This is a genomic window from Enterocloster sp. (assembly GCF_057861365.1).
In genome coordinates this window covers 223,074-241,899 of sequence record NZ_DBMACH010000006.1, presented here as the reverse complement: position 1 = coordinate 241,899, position 18,826 = coordinate 223,074, and the positions used below count along the sequence as shown (strand labels likewise).

Annotated in this window: 27 protein-coding genes and 1 other RNA gene; 8 read left to right on the top strand and 20 right to left on the bottom strand. The window is 41.6% G+C overall.

Annotated elements, in window-relative coordinates:
• The 18 genes from ACZM6M_RS08970 to ACZM6M_RS08885 form a co-directional block, all read right to left on the bottom strand.
• Positions 1-458, bottom strand: a 458-nt coding sequence (locus ACZM6M_RS08970; RefSeq protein WP_489490179.1) for a hypothetical protein, incomplete at its 3' end; no start/stop codon positions are given.
• Positions 458-1,846 carry a hypothetical protein gene (locus ACZM6M_RS08965; protein WP_489490177.1) on the bottom strand — a complete coding sequence of 463 codons (1,389 nt, stop codon included), beginning with the start codon at positions 1,844-1,846 and terminating at the stop codon, positions 458-460. The genes ACZM6M_RS08965 and ACZM6M_RS08970, both read right to left, overlap by 1 nt.
• 387 nt (positions 1,847-2,233) lie before the next feature.
• The gene (locus ACZM6M_RS08960; protein ID WP_489490176.1) at positions 2,234-2,698 is read right to left on the bottom strand and encodes a DUF669 domain-containing protein; all 465 of its coding nucleotides are present in this window, start codon (positions 2,696-2,698) and stop codon (positions 2,234-2,236) included.
• Positions 2,699-2,718: 20 nt separating this feature from the next.
• The gene (locus ACZM6M_RS08955) at positions 2,719-2,976 is read right to left on the bottom strand and encodes a hypothetical protein (RefSeq protein WP_489490174.1); all 258 of its coding nucleotides are present in this window, start codon (positions 2,974-2,976) and stop codon (positions 2,719-2,721) included.
• A 19-nt stretch (positions 2,977-2,995) separates the two neighbouring features.
• The gene (locus ACZM6M_RS08950; RefSeq protein ID WP_489490172.1) at positions 2,996-4,774 is read right to left on the bottom strand and encodes an ATP-binding protein; all 1,779 of its coding nucleotides are present in this window, start codon (positions 4,772-4,774) and stop codon (positions 2,996-2,998) included.
• Positions 4,753-5,166 carry a VRR-NUC domain-containing protein gene (locus ACZM6M_RS08945; RefSeq protein ID WP_489490170.1) on the bottom strand — a complete coding sequence of 138 codons (414 nt, stop codon included), beginning with the start codon at positions 5,164-5,166 and terminating at the stop codon, positions 4,753-4,755. Before ACZM6M_RS08945 ends, ACZM6M_RS08950 begins: the two co-directional genes overlap by 22 nt.
• 4 nt (positions 5,167-5,170) lie before the next feature.
• Positions 5,171-5,635 carry a hypothetical protein gene (locus ACZM6M_RS08940; RefSeq protein WP_489490168.1) on the bottom strand — a complete coding sequence of 155 codons (465 nt, stop codon included), beginning with the start codon at positions 5,633-5,635 and terminating at the stop codon, positions 5,171-5,173.
• Positions 5,628-6,329: a transglycosylase SLT domain-containing protein gene (locus ACZM6M_RS08935; protein ID WP_489490166.1), complete on the bottom strand. Its 702-nt coding sequence runs from the start codon at positions 6,327-6,329 to the stop codon at positions 5,628-5,630. The genes ACZM6M_RS08940 and ACZM6M_RS08935 overlap by 8 nt, the downstream gene beginning before the upstream one ends.
• Positions 6,289-7,554 carry an SNF2-related protein gene (locus tag ACZM6M_RS08930; RefSeq protein WP_489490164.1) on the bottom strand — a complete coding sequence of 422 codons (1,266 nt, stop codon included), beginning with the start codon at positions 7,552-7,554 and terminating at the stop codon, positions 6,289-6,291. The genes ACZM6M_RS08935 and ACZM6M_RS08930 overlap by 41 nt, the downstream gene beginning before the upstream one ends.
• Before the next feature lie 12 nt (positions 7,555-7,566).
• Positions 7,567-8,532, bottom strand: a complete 966-nt coding sequence (locus ACZM6M_RS08925) for a DUF7666 domain-containing protein (protein WP_489490163.1) — start codon at positions 8,530-8,532, stop codon at positions 7,567-7,569.
• A gap of 4 nt (positions 8,533-8,536) precedes the next feature.
• The gene (locus ACZM6M_RS08920) at positions 8,537-8,956 is read right to left on the bottom strand and encodes a helix-turn-helix domain-containing protein (RefSeq protein ID WP_489490161.1); all 420 of its coding nucleotides are present in this window, start codon (positions 8,954-8,956) and stop codon (positions 8,537-8,539) included.
• A 19-nt stretch (positions 8,957-8,975) separates the two neighbouring features.
• A complete protein-coding gene (locus ACZM6M_RS08915) occupies positions 8,976-9,167 on the bottom strand; it encodes a hypothetical protein (RefSeq protein WP_489490159.1) in 192 nt (63 codons plus the stop codon).
• Positions 9,168-9,190: 23 nt separating this feature from the next.
• Positions 9,191-9,415, bottom strand: coding sequence for a DUF739 family protein (locus ACZM6M_RS08910; protein WP_489490158.1), 225 nt, complete (start codon positions 9,413-9,415; stop codon positions 9,191-9,193).
• 113 nt (positions 9,416-9,528) lie between these two features.
• An RNA gene (locus ACZM6M_RS08905) (hammerhead ribozyme type II) lies at positions 9,529-9,593 on the bottom strand.
• A gap of 3 nt (positions 9,594-9,596) precedes the next feature.
• On the bottom strand, positions 9,597-9,806 hold the full coding sequence (locus ACZM6M_RS08900; protein WP_489490156.1) for a defense against restriction DarA-related protein: 210 nt from the start codon (positions 9,804-9,806) through the stop codon (positions 9,597-9,599).
• 19 nt (positions 9,807-9,825) lie between these two features.
• The gene (locus ACZM6M_RS08895; protein ID WP_489490154.1) at positions 9,826-10,014 is read right to left on the bottom strand and encodes a hypothetical protein; all 189 of its coding nucleotides are present in this window, start codon (positions 10,012-10,014) and stop codon (positions 9,826-9,828) included.
• A 28-nt stretch (positions 10,015-10,042) separates the two neighbouring features.
• Positions 10,043-10,705, bottom strand: a complete 663-nt coding sequence (locus ACZM6M_RS08890) for a SprT-like domain-containing protein (protein WP_489490153.1) — start codon at positions 10,703-10,705, stop codon at positions 10,043-10,045.
• Positions 10,706-10,722: 17 nt separating this feature from the next.
• Entirely contained in the window at positions 10,723-10,971 is a 249-nt protein-coding gene (locus tag ACZM6M_RS08885; protein ID WP_489490151.1) for a hypothetical protein, read from the bottom strand.
• A gap of 201 nt (positions 10,972-11,172) precedes the next feature.
• On the opposite strand from ACZM6M_RS08885, the gene ACZM6M_RS08880 reads away from it, so the two are divergent.
• The 3 genes from ACZM6M_RS08880 to ACZM6M_RS08870 all read left to right on the top strand — a co-directional run bounded on the left by ACZM6M_RS08880 (position 11,173) and on the right by ACZM6M_RS08870 (position 13,567).
• The gene (locus ACZM6M_RS08880) at positions 11,173-11,646 is read left to right on the top strand and encodes a transcriptional regulator (RefSeq protein WP_489490149.1); all 474 of its coding nucleotides are present in this window, start codon (positions 11,173-11,175) and stop codon (positions 11,644-11,646) included.
• A gap of 241 nt (positions 11,647-11,887) precedes the next feature.
• Positions 11,888-12,433, top strand: a complete 546-nt coding sequence (locus ACZM6M_RS08875; RefSeq protein WP_489490148.1) for a hypothetical protein — start codon at positions 11,888-11,890, stop codon at positions 12,431-12,433.
• A 126-nt stretch (positions 12,434-12,559) separates the two neighbouring features.
• On the top strand, positions 12,560-13,567 hold the full coding sequence (locus tag ACZM6M_RS08870; protein WP_489490146.1) for a tyrosine-type recombinase/integrase: 1,008 nt from the start codon (positions 12,560-12,562) through the stop codon (positions 13,565-13,567).
• Between the two features lie 136 nt (positions 13,568-13,703).
• Here the strand turns inward: ACZM6M_RS08870 and ACZM6M_RS08865 are convergent, their stop codons facing one another.
• Positions 13,704-14,081, bottom strand: a complete 378-nt coding sequence (locus ACZM6M_RS08865) for an SdpI family protein (RefSeq protein WP_118771649.1) — start codon at positions 14,079-14,081, stop codon at positions 13,704-13,706.
• A 52-nt stretch (positions 14,082-14,133) separates the two neighbouring features.
• Positions 14,134-14,610, bottom strand: coding sequence for a pyridoxamine 5'-phosphate oxidase family protein (locus ACZM6M_RS08860; protein ID WP_156341802.1), 477 nt, complete (start codon positions 14,608-14,610; stop codon positions 14,134-14,136).
• 165 nt (positions 14,611-14,775) lie between these two features.
• Here ACZM6M_RS08860 and ACZM6M_RS08855 point away from each other — a divergent pair, with 165 nt between their 5' ends.
• The 5 genes from ACZM6M_RS08855 (at position 14,776) to ACZM6M_RS08835 (ending at position 18,753) form a co-directional block, all read left to right on the top strand.
• On the top strand, positions 14,776-15,018 hold the full coding sequence (locus tag ACZM6M_RS08855; protein ID WP_278697793.1) for an FCD domain-containing protein: 243 nt from the start codon (positions 14,776-14,778) through the stop codon (positions 15,016-15,018).
• Entirely contained in the window at positions 15,015-15,932 is a 918-nt protein-coding gene (locus ACZM6M_RS08850; protein WP_278697792.1) for a LysR family transcriptional regulator, read from the top strand. Before ACZM6M_RS08855 ends, ACZM6M_RS08850 begins: the two co-directional genes overlap by 4 nt.
• 179 nt (positions 15,933-16,111) lie before the next feature.
• Positions 16,112-16,927, top strand: coding sequence for a DUF3100 domain-containing protein (locus ACZM6M_RS08845; RefSeq protein WP_278697791.1), 816 nt, complete (start codon positions 16,112-16,114; stop codon positions 16,925-16,927).
• Positions 16,928-17,389 (top strand): hypothetical protein, encoded by a 462-nt coding sequence (locus tag ACZM6M_RS08840; RefSeq protein WP_156341805.1) that lies wholly within the window; start codon positions 16,928-16,930, stop codon positions 17,387-17,389.
• Between the two features lie 29 nt (positions 17,390-17,418).
• Entirely contained in the window at positions 17,419-18,753 is a 1,335-nt protein-coding gene (locus tag ACZM6M_RS08835; protein ID WP_156341806.1) for an amidohydrolase, read from the top strand.
• The last annotated feature ends 73 nt before the right edge of the window (positions 18,754-18,826 follow it).

Below are 18,826 nucleotides of genomic sequence, written 5' to 3'. Positions count from 1 at the left end.
CTTTTTTTTTTTTTTTTTTTTTTTTTTTTTTTTTTTTTTTTTTTTAGATATTCCAAATGTTCCAAGTATTGTTTCTTTTCCTGCTGGTGCTTCTTTGCCTGCCGCAAATAGTCCTTTTCCCATTCACGGTAATCTTTTAACCGCTCTTTTTCGGTTTTCAATTCTTCCTTTGTCAGGGGAACACCGTTAGGGCGTTTTTTACTCTGCACCATTCGCCCGGTATCTGCTGCCCGCTGCTTAAAATCCATATACTTTTTCCCGCAACGCTGAAATTCAGCTTCACTTTCCGATATTTTTTCTTGAAAGTAAACTTTCAATTTTTCAATCAATTCATCTGATTTCCAGTCAAGGCGAATGATTTTGACAAGCTTTTTCAAATTCGCCTGACTCGTAGGGAAGAAGTTTCCCAAATGGATCACCATTCTTCCTGTTTCCCACTTAATATGTAAATCGTCCATCACATCACCCCAAAATCTGATAATCTTTTTCTTGCAAAGTTGATATACCATTCCCGATCCAGCTTATCAGGAACGGAAACACCCTTCACATCATCATTCCAAATGAAGCAATGTTCAGGGGAATTCTGCAATTTTGCCGCCCGCTTTGTTGTGGCATGAACCTTCTTTACACCCGGATCAGAATTTGATTTTGAAGCAAATATTCTGATACATTTTTCCTTTATCGGCTTATCACCATATAGAATGTGGGTGTACTTGCTGCTAATTCTTGATACAAGCTGAAATTCTCGCAAATCGTCACATTCGTTCACCGTTTTTTCAACTGGAATACCTTTTATCATGTAATCCACCAAAGCCCGGTTGATAATCGGCAAATCATAACTAAGGTCATTCAGCTTCATTACATAGCCGCCCTTTGACTTTACCGCACCCGTTTCCCGGTCAACCAAAAGATAATTGTTTACGTCCTTTTGGTATATATCACCTATGAAGGTATCAAAATCCATCTTCATTCCTGTGCGTTGCTCCCACTCATAGACAATATCATCCAGCCTATCAAAATCCCGGTCATAGTCTTTAATTTTCACAATGATACCATCTGTGTTATTTTGGATAAGTTCACAATACGGTTCAATGTGTTCAACCAAATCCAGTAATAAAAGCTGTCCATTTATGCAAATGCTATTGTTACTCATGGGATCATACAGGGAAGATTGTTTTTGCTTCATCTGCCCGGAAATAGCGTTGTCCATGATCTTGAATGGCTGTCTTGCCTTTTTGTCACCCTTCCGCTTGAATTCAATATTTGAATCGTGGATGAACTCAAAATTTTCAGGGTGGTTCATAACCCGATACCCAAAGTGGTATTTCTTCTGCAAAGAAGGGTAGTAGGCAGTCACATCAATAATCAGGAAAATGCCGGAAGATGAATATTTTGCCCTTGCCCCGTGTCCACCACCCCAAGAAAACGTGTGTTCCACCCCGGCAACCATCACTTTATCCTGCTTCCGGGTGTAATCGTGGTTTTCCGGCTGCCTGTACCAATCGGCAATGAAGCGGTATTTTTTCAGGTCAAGGCAATCCAAAATTGGGAAATCAAATTCATCGTGAAAATCCTGCCCCTTCCTGTTACCGCCCAAGATTTCAGCCGCAAGCTGCGCTTTCGTCTTTGAAATAAAATCAGTCGGAAGATTGAAATGCTTAATGAAATACATCATGGTATTAAATTCTTCCGTTCTTTTCAAGAATACCTGAACCGTATTGGAAACATCGTGCTTGCAGTATTTCACAGTTTCAGCAATTTCTTCTTCCGTCAGCTTTCTATCTATGTCAAAGGGAACGGAACTTTCCTTAATGTCATTCCCCATAAACCCTTCAAAGGATTTCAAGCCCCTGTCTGTCCCAAGCATTACATCATAGTTCAGAAGGGGGAACTGCTTGAATAGGCTGCTATACTTCCAACCGGGATTTCCCCGCACAATGATATAATCGTTTACCTTCTTTGGATCGAACCCACAAAGGATTGCTTTCAATATATATTGATCGTAGTGACGGCTGTTAAATCCACACCATATTTCCTTTATATTTGCCTTATATAAGGCTTCAAGTTCTTCCGGGGAATTGATTATTACATGGGTTTTCCGGGTAGTCATATCCATAACCACAACAAGCCAATCATACTTGAAAACCTCAAAATCATAGAAAAGCATTTCTTCACCCCTTCCTAAAAGGGATATACCGGGCGGGGAGCAATCCCCGCCACGGCTTCCCGCTGCTTAATCTTCCAGAACGTAAACTTCCTTGATCTCGAACTCGTTGTAACCTTTGCTGTTTTCCCGGTAATCAAGGGAATATTCAAAGTTGTTGTCAATGGCTTCCATTACATCCATCAACATATCGTGATACTGCGCGTATGTTTTGAAGTGAACATCAATCGGATCAGCCATTTCAGAAATAAGGGAACGCACAAATTCATTGACAATATGAATTTGAAATCCCTGTGTAACCACCTGATTCATAAAGATCAAGCTGCCTTTGTACTCACCTTCAACAATCTTCATCCAGCAAGTAACCATCGGATCGCCCTTCTTGCTTTTTGTTAGTTCCAACTTCTGAACAGAGATTTCATAGGTATCATGGGGAACATCACGCCGCCCCCCATTTTCCGCTGCTTCCTCAACATCCTTTGCAAGTGCTTCCGTGTCAAACGCCTTATCAAATTCATCCCAAATATTAGCCATGATTATTTACCTTCCTTTTCTTATAATTTTGCGTACAGATTGCCTTTTGTCAGTTCAAATGCTTGCGCTTCTGAGAATCCTTCTTTCAGATAAGCAACATACAGTTCTTTTGCGACCTTTGCAGACTTAGCCGCCCTTGCTGCCGTGTCAACTTCTTTCGGTTTCGGAACTTCCTGCGACTTCTCAAACGGGGTGCGGCTGTTTCCGCTCATCTGACTGCGAATTGCACTTTTCACAATCGCATCCATTACTTCATCGGGTAAACCAAACATATTCATACTAAGTACCTACCTTTCTTTAATCTCTTGCCTTACGCTTACGGCGGGGCTTTTCTTCCTGTGCCAGGGTTTCAGGTGCTTCCGGGGGATTCATATTTCCTTTGAGCGGATCGGAATCATCCACTTCACCGCCGCCCGGTGTCCATGTTCCAGCTTCATCAAACGGCGGCTTATCGTCTGCGCTTTCCTGCGGCTCATTTACAGGCGTTTCCTGTTCAGGAGTATCATTTGCTTTCTGTTCCTCTTTGGGGCTGTCCTGCGGCTTATCTGCGCTTGCTGCGGGGGCTTCCTCTGTCTTTTTCCTTCTTGCGGCTCTATTTGTGGTTTCCGCTGCGGGAACAACACCGGAAGCGGCGTTTTTATTGGCTTCATCGTAAACCGCAAACAGGGCGTTCACATCAAGGGGAATATCCTTTGCGGTAACTCTAAGCCGCCCGCCGCCGAAAATAACTTCATTCGACTTGAAGGAAAATGTGCGGGTGTCGCCGTCTGCCACGATACGGGCAACCACATCAACCATGCCGGCAACCTTGTTTGCCACCTTATCCTGCAAATTCGGCTTAATGGCTGTGATCTTATCGCCGCCCTTTTTGGTAATATCCTTGCTGGTGTCCTCATGGGAAATCAGAATGATATTTTCATAGTCAAGGTTCATTAGGCGTTTTAGGGTATTCAGAAATTCACCCCTTACCTTGTCCCACGCCCGGAAAGAATCGTCCGATTCATGGGTGATCCCCATCTGCTGATACATATACAGGCGGCAATGCTCATACAAATCTTCCAGAAGGTCAACCACAATCGTTTTGAAGGTATTTTCCTTCTTTTCCAATTCAGAAATCGTGTCTTTGAACACATCCCAAGCAAGCGTTCTTTTCGTCTGCCTGCCCTCAACCTTCACTTCATCCCTGATACGGATATAAGGTGCATCAACAAACTTGATATTGCCATCCGTGTTTAGCATAAGCGGATCGGGAAAGCTGTTTGCAAAGGTGGTTTTTCCGCAAAACGGAACACCATAAATCCAAAGCACACGCTTCTTGACTTCCTCAAGGTTTCTTCTTTTGTTTTCGGGCAACTTAATCATGTAATCCCATCCTTTCATACAATAATCTTGAAATTCACAAAAACGGCAAAGATAGCTTTTGTTTGCCTGCGGGAACTCTGTTTCCTCATTCACCGCTTTTATTCCAAACAGGAAATCAATCACCCTTTGGGGATTGAACCCAATTTGAACAATTTTCACTTCAACCTTTGACAGTTCATCTTTCAGGCGTTGCCTGAATTCCACTAAGGTTTCAGTTTTCTTCTGCTTGATAGATACCTTTGGGACAAACACAAGGTACATATCACGAATTTTCTTTCCGGGGTTGTCCCGCTCAAAGAAATATTTGTACAGGTGAAGTTGGTTGGACTGCTTATAGCCGGAAACATTGTTTGAATACTTGAAATCGTAAATGTCAAATATATCAACGCTTTCCCCATACGGGTTTGTATAAGCATCCTTTGACATCCACCCCATAGGAACAAGGTAATCAATGAATCCATGGAAATCATCGTCCTTGATCTCAACCTCAAATTTTCCACCTTTGGGAATTGCCGACCTTGCAAGCGGAATCACCATTTCAAGCTTCATCATTTCATGGATATGTTCATCCGTGATAATGGGGAAGCTGAAAGCATATTCGTGAAGTGCTTCTTCAAGGCTGCGTTCAATGCCTGTATGTAAGGCTGTTCCCAAAATCAAGGGGTTGTCTGCTTCCGCTGGTGTGTCGGCGGTTATCCCGTCCAAATATCGCATTTTGTACTTGAATTTGCATTTTTCAAAGCAATCAACGCTGGAATGTGAGTACCGCAATTTATCACCCCTTTCAAAAGTTCTTTGAATTGTTCAAACCCTTCCGGGTAAAGGAACACCCCAACACCCCCGGAATGATTGATCCGGCTGACATTCAGTTTTTGCAGTTCGGAAGGTCTACCGTTAGAAGCCTTGATTTCAACCGCCACCGTAACCCCATTCACACAACATATAAGGTCAGGTATGCCGGACTTCTGAAAACCACCGCCCCAAATTTTGGTGTACCATCCAACCATAGGGGCTTTCATTCTGTCCGTAGGAAATCCAGCCGGATAAATCCCCACGGAATGAAAGTATTTCTTGATACGCCCCTCGAAAAGTTTTTCTTCTGCCACTTAATCACCCCTTTACCGTGATTTTCACGGAAGCGGAAACTTTAGAAGTTTTGGAATACTTAGCTGCCACATCCGGCATTTCCTTTTTCAGCTTTGCGCTGTCAATCGTGGTGCGGGTTGTCGGGGAAACATAGGTAAACTTGATTTCCTCTGTTTCAAAGGTTTTCACCCCGTATTTCTCCATCGCCGCCTGTAACTGCTGCCGCATGGCTTTTTCCTGATCCTCAATCGCCTTTTTCTGCAAGGTCAGATTGGCAATCGCTTTGATAACCCCTGCCGCTTCCTGCTTCATTGTCATAAGGGCATTTTCATCATTGAACCTATCTTCACATTCGGAAGCCCTTTCCGGTTCATCCTCATAGTAGTTGCAAGCGTTGACACAACCTTCACGCTGTTCACACTCATAGCAGCAAATTTCTTTGCCACAATCCGGCTTTTCACCGCCCATAATCTGTTTACACTTAATCACTTTCAGCACTCCCTTCAATCGCCGCCCATCCTAAAATTTGGCGGTATGTTTCCTGTCTTTTCAGCACATCTTTTGAATAATTACTTTCAAATATCCCTTGTTCCCATAGCTTAGAAGCACCATTTTCACCCATGTTGTAAGCCATCAGGACTTTTGAAGTAGAATCGTACTTTTCAAACAACCCACGAAGAATAAACAACCCGGCTTTGATATTCTCATAGGGATCAGTGAAATCCGTGATACCAAGTTCTTCTGTAAGCCATTCATGGTTGCAAGCGTTGATCTGCATCAGTCCATAATCATTCGTTGAACTGATACCATCCGGCATAAAAGCACTTTCCTTTGAGATAATCGCAAGAACAAGGGTATAATCAATGTCATAGGCTGCGGATAGGTAATAGGTAAATTCCTGCAAATCTTCCCCAAAGGTGACGGGAATCTCTGTGGTGAACATAAAATCATTTTCCAGTTCGTAAGATTCAGGAAATCCACCTTCATAGATTTTTCCGTCCGGCGCACCGTAGATAAGCACATCAGGGGAAGCTTCTTCCGGCTCTATGTCAGCCGCCCCACTTTCGGGGATAAGAACGCCGATCCCCAAACCTATCAGGGAAAAAACGGCTGCCACAATCAGCCATGAAATCACGATCCTTCTACCTATCGAAGCTTTCTTGATACTTCTTGAATAGTTCATCGGTATAATCCTTTCTAAGTTCCAAAGTGTGAAGAATATCTTCTTCAACCGCACCGGGGCAAATCATTTGATAGTAGAAGCAAGGCTTTTTCTGCCCTATGCGGTGAATACGCTTTTTGGACTGTTCAAACAGTTCACTTCTATCCGTCATGGAAAAGTAAATAATCCTGTTTGCTTTCTGCAAATTCAGCCCCATAGCCCCGGCTTGATACTGGACGAATGTAATTGAATCGCTTGCAAATTCGTAAGAATCCAAATCCTTAATGCTGCCGTTCACAATAGAAACAGGTCTTTCCAATTCAGCAATCGCTTCCTGCATTGTGTTCAATTCTTCATTGAAGTTGTAGAACACAATCAACCGTTCTTCCGTGGACTGCACCAAATCCTTAAAGGCTGCCACCCGTCCTTTATTCAAATAGCTGCACATCATCCGGGCATATATCCGCTTTGAAAGAATGGTGTCCCCGATAAATTCCCGCCCGTCAATGGTAATGACTGCATCCCGCATGAATTTTCTGTATTCCTTTGTTGGTTTGGAATACACCGGGATAATCACCTGTTCAGGAAGGTCAAAGACTTCTTCCGACTTCATAAAAATTGCCCCGTGTTCAGCCAGCTTCCGTTTCAGGCGGTCAACATTCTTATAGCCCACAATTTGGGGAATCCTGAATCCGCTGTTGTGATCCTCGATCCACTCGATTTCAACATACTGCTTATAGAACAGGTCTTTGCTGATTTCCCATCCTAACAGGTGAAGCTGCGACCAAAGCTTTTCATATTTCCCGGCTGTCGGTGTACCGGAAAGAAGGATCACATTTTTAGGCTTCATTTTCAGGATAAATTTTGACCGTTTGGCGGTTTCATTTTGGATAATGGAACTTTCATCAAGAACAAGGGTAAAACCGCTTATATGGGCAAAATATGGACGCCTGAACACTAAATCGTAGTTAATCACTCCTACAAATCTTCCGACTGTACCTTGAAATTCTTCAAACTGTTTTTTGTCCGTCAGGTCAAACACCCCCATAGGGTAATACTGCCGGAAATGTTCAACCCAATCTTGAATCTTTGACTTTTGACAAATCAGAATGATATTTTCAGGAAATGAATTCGCCTTTTCGCTGCCTACAAAGGTTTTCCCTAATCCCATATCAAGGTAATAGGCAACCCGGTTGAATTTCTCTGTTTCCCGCAAGGCTCTTTGTTGGTGGGGGAATAGCTGCATATCAGCACCCCCTTATTCCATGTCAACATCAACCCCGGTGATCTCTTTGAAGATTTCCTTGTCAAAGTTCGGAATTGCCTTGATAATGGATTTTTCATAGTCATTAAGCCCACGCCACCAAATAGAACCACATTCGGAATTGTCAAGCTGTTTCAGATAACCACCTGTGACTTTGGCTTCCGGGTGCGCTGTCTTTTCTTCATCCGTCATATCCTCGAACCACACATATTCAAGAACATCACCCGGAATCTGATTCAGAAGATAACGGGCATCGCTATTCAGCCAATCCCTATAAGTCCAGTCAGACGGCTTATTGAACAGATATATTTTCGGTTCAGCCGTATTAAAGCACCCGTTGGAAAAGCTGCACTTGTTCCAATCGCCGCTGTTGCAATCGCCGCTGTTGCAATCGCCGCTGTTGCAATCGCCGCTGTTCCGGTTGCCGCTGTTCCGGTTGCCGCTGTTCCGGTTGCCGCTGTTCCGGTTGCCGCTGTTCCAATCGCCGCTGTTCCGGTTGCCGCTGTTCCGGTTGCCGCTGTTCCGGTTGCCGCTGTTCCGGTTGCCGCTGTTCCGGTTGCCGCTGTTCCAATCGCCGCTGTTCCGGTTGCCGCTGTTCCGGTTGCCGCTGTTCCAATCGCCGCTGTTGCAAAGTCCGGTGCAACCCTTTCCCGTATTCACAATTTCAAGAACTTCCTGCCAACTGATTTCACGAACAATTTCAAGGTAATTTGTGGCGCATTTGTCGCCATCCTCAACGGTTCGATCAGCGTAGGCAATCACTTCCGCAACCTTGTTTTCCGGGTTGAAGCTGTAATAATTGAAGCAGTCAGCCGCTTTCTTACAGAAGTGCATCCCTCTATCACATACGGAAGGGGTAACATCTTCTTCAAATGCACCTGGGCAAGTGTACTGTTTATCTCTGCAAGTCCAATCAGGATTGAACACTTTGAATCCTCTGATAACTCCTGTTTCACCCATTCGCTTAACCCTCACTTTCTAACTTCAAAGGAACTTTAATCCCTGTATATTCTGTAAACTTGACGGAAGAAATAAAGTAACTCCAATTCGTAAGCTTCACGGCATACCCCCACGGGAACACGCCATCACGCAAACCCTGTTTCACCCATTCTTTGGACTTCCCCATCAACTTAGCTGCCAATGTAACCGGAAGATTGAAAACACCGTCATGCTGAACCGTTGCAGCGGCTTCAAAGGTATCAAAGTAATCTTCCTGAACGCCTAACTTCCGGGCAATTTCCTTCTTCCTGTCTTTGGAAGGTTCGTTCTTACCGGAAAGATACTGACTGATTGAAGATTTTCCGATCCCGGTAAGGTCTGAAAGTTTAGATTGTGATAAATTCAGTTCACCCATAAGGGCTTTCAATTTTTCTGCAAAACTCATTTTCACTTCATCCTTTCTTTTAATCCTGAATCATCGGGCTTTTGTTGTACTGCTCTTTAACCCTGATACGATACTTGCCGCCTGCTTCCTCACGGGAAACAATGACAAAATCGGTCTTTTTATTTCTCAACCCCTCAATGTAAGCTGCCGCTTCTTCCGGGGTATCAAAATCAAGAATTCGTTCAATACACGCTGCAATCACTTTCTTCATCCTATTCACCGCCTTTCGTAAGTTCAATTATTTTGAACTTTCATAGTAAAAAAATATGTCTGAATTTCCGTTTCCGGGAATTCCAAGATCACAGCCGCTTTCTGCATTTCCGGCTGCTTCCAAGCAACCTTGTTATTTAACTTCAAAGATACTGTTCTTTCAGAAAGTCCCATTCTGTCGGCAAATACAGCTTGTGTACCACACTTTTCTACAATTCGCCCGTTAAGCTTAGAATAATCGTATGCCATCGTATCACCATTCCTTTCACTTGAATTTGTACGGCACTTATACAGGGGACTTACAGTGTTACCCCTTACGGTTGACTAAGCCGCTGCCGGATAGATTCAGTTTTCAAAGTGCCGTTGACCTGCCATCATCAGACACGGACGGTCATTCCCGTGTGACCGGGCTTCCCCGGTTTCGGCTGTATTAGTGATAAGCCCCGCCTTGCGTCAACTCGTAATCGGAAACATCTTTTTCAGAAAGCGGCTTTTCATAGTCGATATATCCCCAAGCCTGTTTCCAAATTTCACCCACATAGGTTTTAGCGGGAAAATTTACGATCTGTTCAACCGTGTTTCCTTCCGGTTTAGGGAAACTTCCCGGCATAATCGGGCGTTGTGTGCTGTAATATCTCATATTCACCATCCTTTCAAAATCAATGTTTCAATGTATAAGCCGGAACACCATCAACCGAAGTGAAGTGATACCATCTTGTTTTGCCATCCTTGCAGAATCCCATATTTTCTACATCATAGCAAGCCATCATCCCCCAATCGTTGGGATAATCATACATTTCACGGGCATCTTTCAGGGCTTTCCATAACGGAATGAATATTCTTTTCATATCTATCATCCTTTCCGGGAAGCGGGGTTTACTCCGCTTCCTCAAATTCTATATTGCAATCACCACAAATCACATGAACTTCTTTGGTTGCTCTGATAATGCAGCCGCACATAGGGCAAACATATTTGCGGGTTGATTGTTTGGTTTTGGATGAACCACCCATTTTGAAAGAAGGTTTTCTGAAAAGCTGGAACTTCTTATCTTGCAGCCCTTCAACAAAGGCTTTCGCTTCATCATTCAGGCTTGTTTTCGTCCATCCATATTTTGAATCCTTATCAACGGTAAACCCATGCTGTTCAGCGGCTTCTTTGTATTTCTTATTGTGATAAGTCCCGTTGCGGCTTGTATCCTGAACCCCAATTTGCAGATTGTAAAGGTGAACCATTTCATGCAATAGGGTTTCGCAAATCTGTTCAAAGGGGCGGGCAAGATATTCAGCGCAAATATTGATTTCATAGAACCCTTCTGATTTTGCCGCTTCAATTTCTTCCGGCTTCATATCAGAAATCTTTTTCGGCTCTTGATTGCTCCAAGCTTTCCAAGCGGTACACCATCCGTAAGCACCCTTTGTTGTGTCGGGGCTTACTGTGATAATCGCCTTTTGAAGTTCCCCACCGTAGAACTTTTCATTGAATTTTGAAAATAAATTTTCAAGTTTATCAATTACAGGCTTCAAACTCGTTTCACTCATGGATCACACCGCCTTTCTTACTCTGCAATATCATTAAAGGATAAGCACCTTGTTATAAGATCAATTTCGATCTGCCCGAACTGTGCGTTCTTCAAAGCCTGTGCCACTTTATCAAGGCTGATAGGAAAATCTTTCGTTACATCCTTAATGGCGATAACCTCACCATTTCCTTCAACATACTTCCTTGCTGCCTTTTCGTTGGCTGCGGGGATAGCAGCTTTGAAGCAATCCCTTCCATCATCCATATACACCATATACTTTTTCATAAAATCACTTCATCCTTCCTACCGTTGCAGCGGCTTTGTTTTTAAGTTCAATTCCTTTGAACTTGTCCTCATTATAGCATCCGTCTTTGTAGCTGTCAATACTTAAATTCAAGTTTTTTGAACTTTTTTTCTTTACCCCCTTGAACTTATCTTCAAGATACATTATAATAGCATTACAAACAAAGAAAGGGGTGTGTCGCCTTGAAGGAAATTTCTACCGCTGACAGATTAAAGCAAATTATGAATGAACGGGGGTTGAAGCAAGTAGACATTTTGGAAGCCTGCAAGCCTTACTGTATAAAATACAATGTTAAGCTGAATAAAAACGATCTTTCCCAATATGTTTCCGGTAAAGTGATACCAAAGCAAGACAAATTATCTATTTTGGCTATGGCGTTAAAAGTAAATGAAGTTTGGCTTATGGGGTATGATGTTCCTTCCGAACAGGATTATCAAAAGTGGAATGTGGAATTCAATGCTGATAAGCTTTCAAAGGAAACGGAACTTTTGAGAGAAATTCAAAATATATATGGCTTATCCACTCAGCAAGCCGTAGAATTATTTATTCAGCTTGATTCTACCGACCAAGGAAGGGCTTTGGAGCGCATGGAAGCAATGTTAGAGGATAAAAAATATTCTGCAAAAGACGGATCATCAAGCGGGAAGGCAATTTGATATATGTAGATTTTACTCCAAGATAAAATTCAATTATATTCAAGTTTCCATTCAAGTTGAATTTCCTTGTAGCAACCGAATCATTCAAGTCATTCAACTTAATTTTAGTTTCTTACGATATGAAGTAAAAATATTATTGTTCTTCATATTTTTTCACAAAAAATAATATAAAGAGAAACAACAAGTTGAAGTTGAATGGCTGGATGTTTTGAAGTTTATTTTTCAAGAAAGGAATGGTTTTATGAAGAAAAAGATCGGTATAGCTTTAGCGGTGATTTTAGTTGGGGCGTTGTGCTTTGGTATTTCACGCATCGCACAAAATCCTGAAAAGTATCAAAGTCAAGATGAACCTGTGTCTGTGATTTTAGACTGTTCAAAATTTAGTAGAATTTCATCGGAAGAATTGAAAAATGAGTTTGGAGAACCCGAAAATATAGAAGATTGGACTAATGAAACTTCTAAGGGGGATTTCCAAATGCAAATTTATTCCTATAACTTAGAAGATTGCTATGCTGAATTCATTTTATATGAAGATTCCGTTGTGAAGCTGCGCCTGTTTTCAAATTCACAATGGAAAGTTGAAGGGAACGATTCAGACAACATATTTGCCATGTTTGGAATAGAACCGGGGGAAAATGCAAAGAAAACTGTTGACACGGGAACAACTCATAAATTTTCACCCGTATCAGATAAGGTTGCACAAGTTGAGTTTTACAATTACGATGAAGAAACAAAAACTTTTGATACCGTTTATGTAACCTATAATTTGAACTACTTTGACCAATAAACAAAAAATATCCCCGTCAGTGCTGCAACACCAACGGGGACGAATGACCGAAAATCAGGATGAAGTGATTTTAGGCGGTCAGGTTTATTATATCACTTTGACCGCCATTTCTCAAGACGGGCGGTGATGTTATTGAAAAATCCGAATGGGTACGGAACAGTAACAAAGCTGTCAGGGAACAGGCGTAAACCGTGGATTGTGAAGGAAGGTAAGTCCGGGAAGCAGAAGCCTATTGGTTATACTGCTACTAAGGAAGAAGGGCTTATCCTGCTTGCACAATACAACAATGATCCGTGGGACATTAAGACGGATAAAATCACGCTGGAAGAACTCTATACGCTATGGCTTGAAAAACGGGCTGTGAAATTGGGTGCTTCAAACCGAAGTTCCTTGAAATCGGCATATAAGCATTGTTCCAAATTAGCAAAGACAAACTATAAGCAAATCAAATCATACCAAATGCAAGATTGCATTGACGGCTGCGGGAAAGGATATTCCACACAAGGGGCAATCAAAAACCTGTGGGGGCATCTTGACCGCTTTGCAATGGAGTTAGATATAATTATGAAATGTAATTCTAATCTTTTAACCTCTGAACCAATCCCCGAAACAACCAAGGAAGTTTTCACGGATAAAGAAATTTCCCGCCTTTGGGAAAATCAAAATCTTCCGTGGGTGGATTCAATCCTGTTCTTCATTTATACGGGGTTTCGGATTTCAGAAATGCTTTCTTTACGGACTGCCAATGTTGACCTGAAAGAATGGACTATGCGGGGCGGTGTCAAAACAGAAGCCGGGAAGAACAGGCTTGTTCCCGTACATTCAAAAATTCAAAGTATTGTTCAGAAACGCTTTGAACAGTCAAAAGCCGGGTATCTCTTTGAGTATGAAGGAAAGGAAGTAAGCGAAAGCAAATACCGTGAAATTTGGGCTGACCTCATGGATAAGCTGAAAATGAAACATACCCCGCATGAGTGCCGCCACACCTTCCGTTCAAGGCTTGATTCTGCCGGGGCAAATAAGGTGTGTATTGATAGACTTATGGGGCATAAATCGAAGGGAACAGGTGAACGGGTTTACACCCATAAAAACATAGAAGAATTGCGAATGAATATTGAACTAATAACGAATTAGTAACAAAAAAGGCGGGAACCCCTGTAAAATTAAGGGTTCCCGCTTGTTTCGTGGATATTATACCATAATGATACTATTATAAAAAAGGAAAAAGAGCTCCTTCGAGCTCTTTTGATTCAGTTCTGTAAACTTGAATTTATCGTCTTGTTCCATTCTTATCAAAATTCTTTTTTAATGCTATTTCTGTTAGGAGAATAGACCCAATTAAAGGAATAAGTTGAACACCACAGATAATTCCTCCTATACTCCCAACACAATCTTCATTTTTTCCAATCACTAAAAGCATGAAGATTACTGTTATCGGCAACATAACCATTCCACAGACATACCAGACTTTACCACAATATTTATGAGCAAATTCCCATGTATCTTTGTTCTTCATAGACATCGAAGTCCGATATCCAAATACTGAATTTATTTCCTTGGGAGCCTTTTTCATAAAATATCTTCCAAAACCAATCATCGTAAATGGAAGAAGCAAATCCATAATCAACATAAAAATCCAAAACCCCATTGTAAACCTCCTTTACTACAATTTCCGATTTCTCAGTTTCAAAAACTGGAATTTATCGTTCCTGTATTTCCTTGCCACTGAGGTACTCCACGTCTATTTCAAACATTTGCACAGCCTTTCCTGCATGGGCAATTTCCTCATCAACTAACTGTTCGCTGAGATAGTATTTCATTGCAAATCGTTTTAACAGAGTTGTTGCTCTTGCACCAGATTCTATGAGGTGACATCTGCCGAATACCACAACGCTCTGCACAAACGGTGCCCAATCTTCTTCTTTGATGGTTTCATTTCCATATACCGTGAAACATACTTTGTCACAGGCACGTAGTGCATCTACTTTATGGCCTGCACGTGCTCCATGAAAATAAATTTTCTGCGCATCGTCATCGTAGACATAGTTGATAGGAATTGCATAGGGATATCCGTTATCTCCATTTACGGCAAGAACGCCACGTCGGCTGGACTGCAAAAGAGTCTTTGCCGTGTCGATGCTGATTTCATTTTTCTTTTTACGAATTGTTCTGAACATGATATTGTTCTCCTTCTTACATTGATACAAATTCCGATTTTAATGTCTCTATTATACCATACTGGAATTTTCTCTAAATTTTTGTATCTGTTTTTGTACATTTTAGCATTTTGACATTGAACCCGAAACACATTATCATAGGAGACAAGAACGTAACTATTAGAAATGGAGCAAATCATACGATGCATTTGTTATCTGAAGAAAAAAGCCTTCCTCAAAAAATATCAGATTCCTCTCTTTGTAGAAACCACCGGAGGTGCACTGCAGGAAGAAACCATCGAGACTCACCGTGAGATTGCAGATGCCATTGCAGCTCATGAGCCCCTCCGGGCACAGGATGCCATGTATCTGCATCTGGTTTACAACCGTAAGAGAATCCAGATGATTAAAAAAGGAGACCTTATATGACACTGCAGCAAATAAGATATTTTATCAGCGTAGCTGAGTCCGGCTCTATCAGTGAAGCAGCCAAGCGTTTGTTTACAGCTCAATCAAGCATTTCCAGCGCTATTAAGGAAGTAGAAAACACATATGACATTACTGCATTTATAAGAGAAAGCACAGGCGTACGTCTTACCAGAAGCGGCGAAGAGCTTTTAATTGAGTTTAAGGGAATTCTAAGCCGTCTTGACTACCTGGATGAGAAATATAACGGTTCCAAAAAACGGCCTTTAGGTCTGTCCGTTTCTGCCCAGCATCACATTTGCGGCATGGCCTCTTTTATTTCTGTCATCAATAAGTTAAATGAAAGCTATGGTTCCTATCACTGTGGTTTTTATGAATGCCGTACCTCAGAAGTACTGGATCGCGTAGAACGGGGACTGGACGATTTGGGAATTATTTTTTTCACAGAGCATAGCAAAGGACAGATGATTCAGGAATTAAGAAATCGTGGTATTATTTTTAATCACATTGTTTATCAGACAGCTCATGCTTACATATGCCAAAACCATCCACTTGCCAATAGCCAGGAAATTAATATTGAAGAAATGATACAATATCCTTTTATTTCTTATGATCGTTCACCTGACACGAACCCTGCTTATACTGATCTTATCATTCCAAATTATCAGGTAAAAAAAATAATCCATGTTTCTGACCGGGCAGCTTCCTATTCTGCTATGCGTTATTGCCATGGATTTGCTATTGGGAGTGGTTACAGATCTTTTGATAGTAATTACAGCGACATTATTTCTCTGCCTGTCAAAAACGGAGTTCGCCTTGAGATAGGATGGATTTTGCGTCAAAAGCATACACTTTCTGATACCGCCAGCCGTTTTGTGGAGCTTTTAATGCAGGATGAAGCTGTTTTATGTAGATAAAGATCCGACGATTTTCTTATAAAAAAATAATGCAGTGAGAAAACACCTTTCTTGATATAGTGATAAAAGCGATGGCTTCCCATCGCTTTTTTGTATGTTCGCAGAAACCAGCTCTCATGTTATACTTACAACGTAAATTACTACGCACCTGCGCAGAAAAAAAGGAAGGAGTTTCTTATATGGAAAAACTAAAGATTGTCATCAAAAAGTACTGGAAAATTTACCTTGCCGCTCTGGTCATTTCCGCAGTCTGTGATCTGATCGGAACCGTTAAGCTTAACATTGGCGTTGGTACACTTACTCTGTTTCCGATGGTGTTTGCCGTCATATTCGGAGGGCTTTTAGGGCCGGATATTTTTAAAGTATTCAAAACTGAGGAATGTAAAATAGGCGGAAGCCTGGTCCTTGTGGTTTTGGCACCTTTTATGGCTAAAATGGGCATTTCTTCCGGTGCAAATGTTGCAAAACTGGTTTCAGTGGGTCCTGCATTACTTCTTCAGGAATTCGGAAACCTTGGAACGATTCTTTTATCTATGCCTCTCGCATTATTGCTTGGTTTAAAGAAGGAATCTATTGGTGCATGTTACTCAATTAACCGTGATTCAAACCTTGGATTAACTACAGATATTTTTGGACCGGACGCTCCGGAAACAAAAGGAACCTTTGCAGTTTATATCGTAGGTTCTGTAATCGGAACAGTATTTATCAGCATTCTTGCAAGCGTTGTAGCTTCCTGGAATATTTTCGATCCTATTGCTCTTGGTATGGCCAGTGGAGTAGGAAGTGGGTCCTTGATGACTGCTGCTGCCGGAACATTAGGTGAAATATACCCACAGCAGGCAGAAAATATTATGATTATGGGTGGTGCCAGTGATATGCTGACCGGTATTACCGGAATTTACATGGGTACTTTCGTAGGCCTTCCTCTTGCAAAAAAATTATACGCAATTTTAGAGCCTAAGATTGGACGCAAAAATAATCAGGAGGTTAAATAAATGGTCAGAAAATACTTCGTACAGCAGCTTGGACTGCTTCTCATGGTGTCTGTGATTATAATACTTACAAATGTAATTGGTTACAAAATGCCTGTAAAAGATTCCATTATTGGAGTTCTTTTACTGAGTGCTATTTCTCTTATCGGTCTTACTATAAGTAAATTTATGAGCCGATTTGTTAAGCTTCCTTCTATGATGTATGTATCCCTTCTCGGGCTGCTTCTTGCATGTCCTGTTTCGCCGGTAAAAGATATCGTAGTTGAAACTACAACTCCTGTTGCATTTTTAGCTCCAGCTACAGCACTTGGTGCATTTGCCGGTATTTCTCTGGGAAAAGATTTAAAGGATTTTACAAAAATGGGATGGAAGCTGGTATTGATCACTTTATTTGTAATTACCGGAACCTTTATATTCTCCGCTCTTGTTGCAGACATTGTTTTGAAAATGACAGGAGCCATTTAACAATCATATGAGATGAAATGAGGTAGATTATGGAAAACTATGATATTTTAATCAAAAATTGTCAGGTTCTGAATCCTGATATGAACGTTTCATCCACCTGTTCCGTAGGAATTAAAGACACTTGGATTAAAAAAATCGGTTCAGCAGATGAATTCGTTGATAGTGTTGCCACGGAAACACTTGATGGAAAAGGTAAGCTTGTTATGCCAGGTTTAATAGACGGTCATACACATACCTGTCAGCAGCTGTTAAGAGGTCGTGTTGCTGATGAATATCCTATGGTTTGGACTCGTTTCCTGGTTCCCTTTGAAAGCAATCTTCTCCCGGAAGATTCTTACGTCAGCGGACAGTTAGCCTGTCTGGAAATGATCAAAAACGGAACTACTGCTTTTGCTGATTCCGGCGGTGTACATATGGAGCGTGTAGCTGATGCAGTTATAGAATCCGGCATGAGAGCCGCAATAGCGAAATCCACAATGGATATGGGCAATGCTATTACAGGCGCAATGAAGGAAACTGCATCTGAAGCTATAGACCATACAAAAGAACTGTATAAGAACTATCAGGGAGCCGGCGATGGCCGTGTGGATATCTGGTTTGCTATTCGTCAGGTAATGACCTGCTCCAGAGATCTCATCACCATGGTAGGTGAATGTGCTAAAGAACTTCATACAGGCATCCATGCACATTTATGTGAGCATAAAGATGAAGTTAGCTTTTGCCTGCAAAATTATCAAAAACGTCCTGCTGAATTTTTAGATGAAATGGGAATTTTGGGTCCAAATCTTCTGACCGCACATAATGTTATGCTGTCAGACCATGATATTGCATTGATGGCAGAACGAGGAGTAAAAATGATCCATTGTCCAAGAGCCAACCTGGCAAATCATGGATTCCCGAAGGCTCCTCAGATTCTGGAAGCTGGTGCAAGTGTAGGTTTGGGTTGTGATGGAGCTGCTCCTTCCAACCTGGATATTTTCGATGAGATGAAGGTTCTGCGTTATTCTATGCTGGCTTATTGGGGACTTCCTTCTTTTAATCCGGTAGTTATGACCTGCCCGACTCTTTTGAAAATGGCTTCTCAGGGAGGAGCAAATGCTATCGGACATGGCGATATTCTGGGATCTGTAAAAGAAGGAAAGAAAGCTGATCTGATTCTTTTAAATATTGATCAGCCGCATATTACACCAACTCAGAATCTTGTAAATACTATTGTAGATGCTGCAAATGGACATGATGTAATCGATTCCATCATCAATGGAAAGCTTGTTATGAAAAATCGTGAGGTACTTACATTAGATGAAGAGCGAATTCGCTTTGAAGCTACACAGCATATGAATGAAATCATAAAGAGAGCTTATTAAAAAAAGCAAAAGACTGCTATACCAGAATTTATCAGAGCCTGGTGGAAGTAAAAGAGGCTGTAAAAAATCTTGT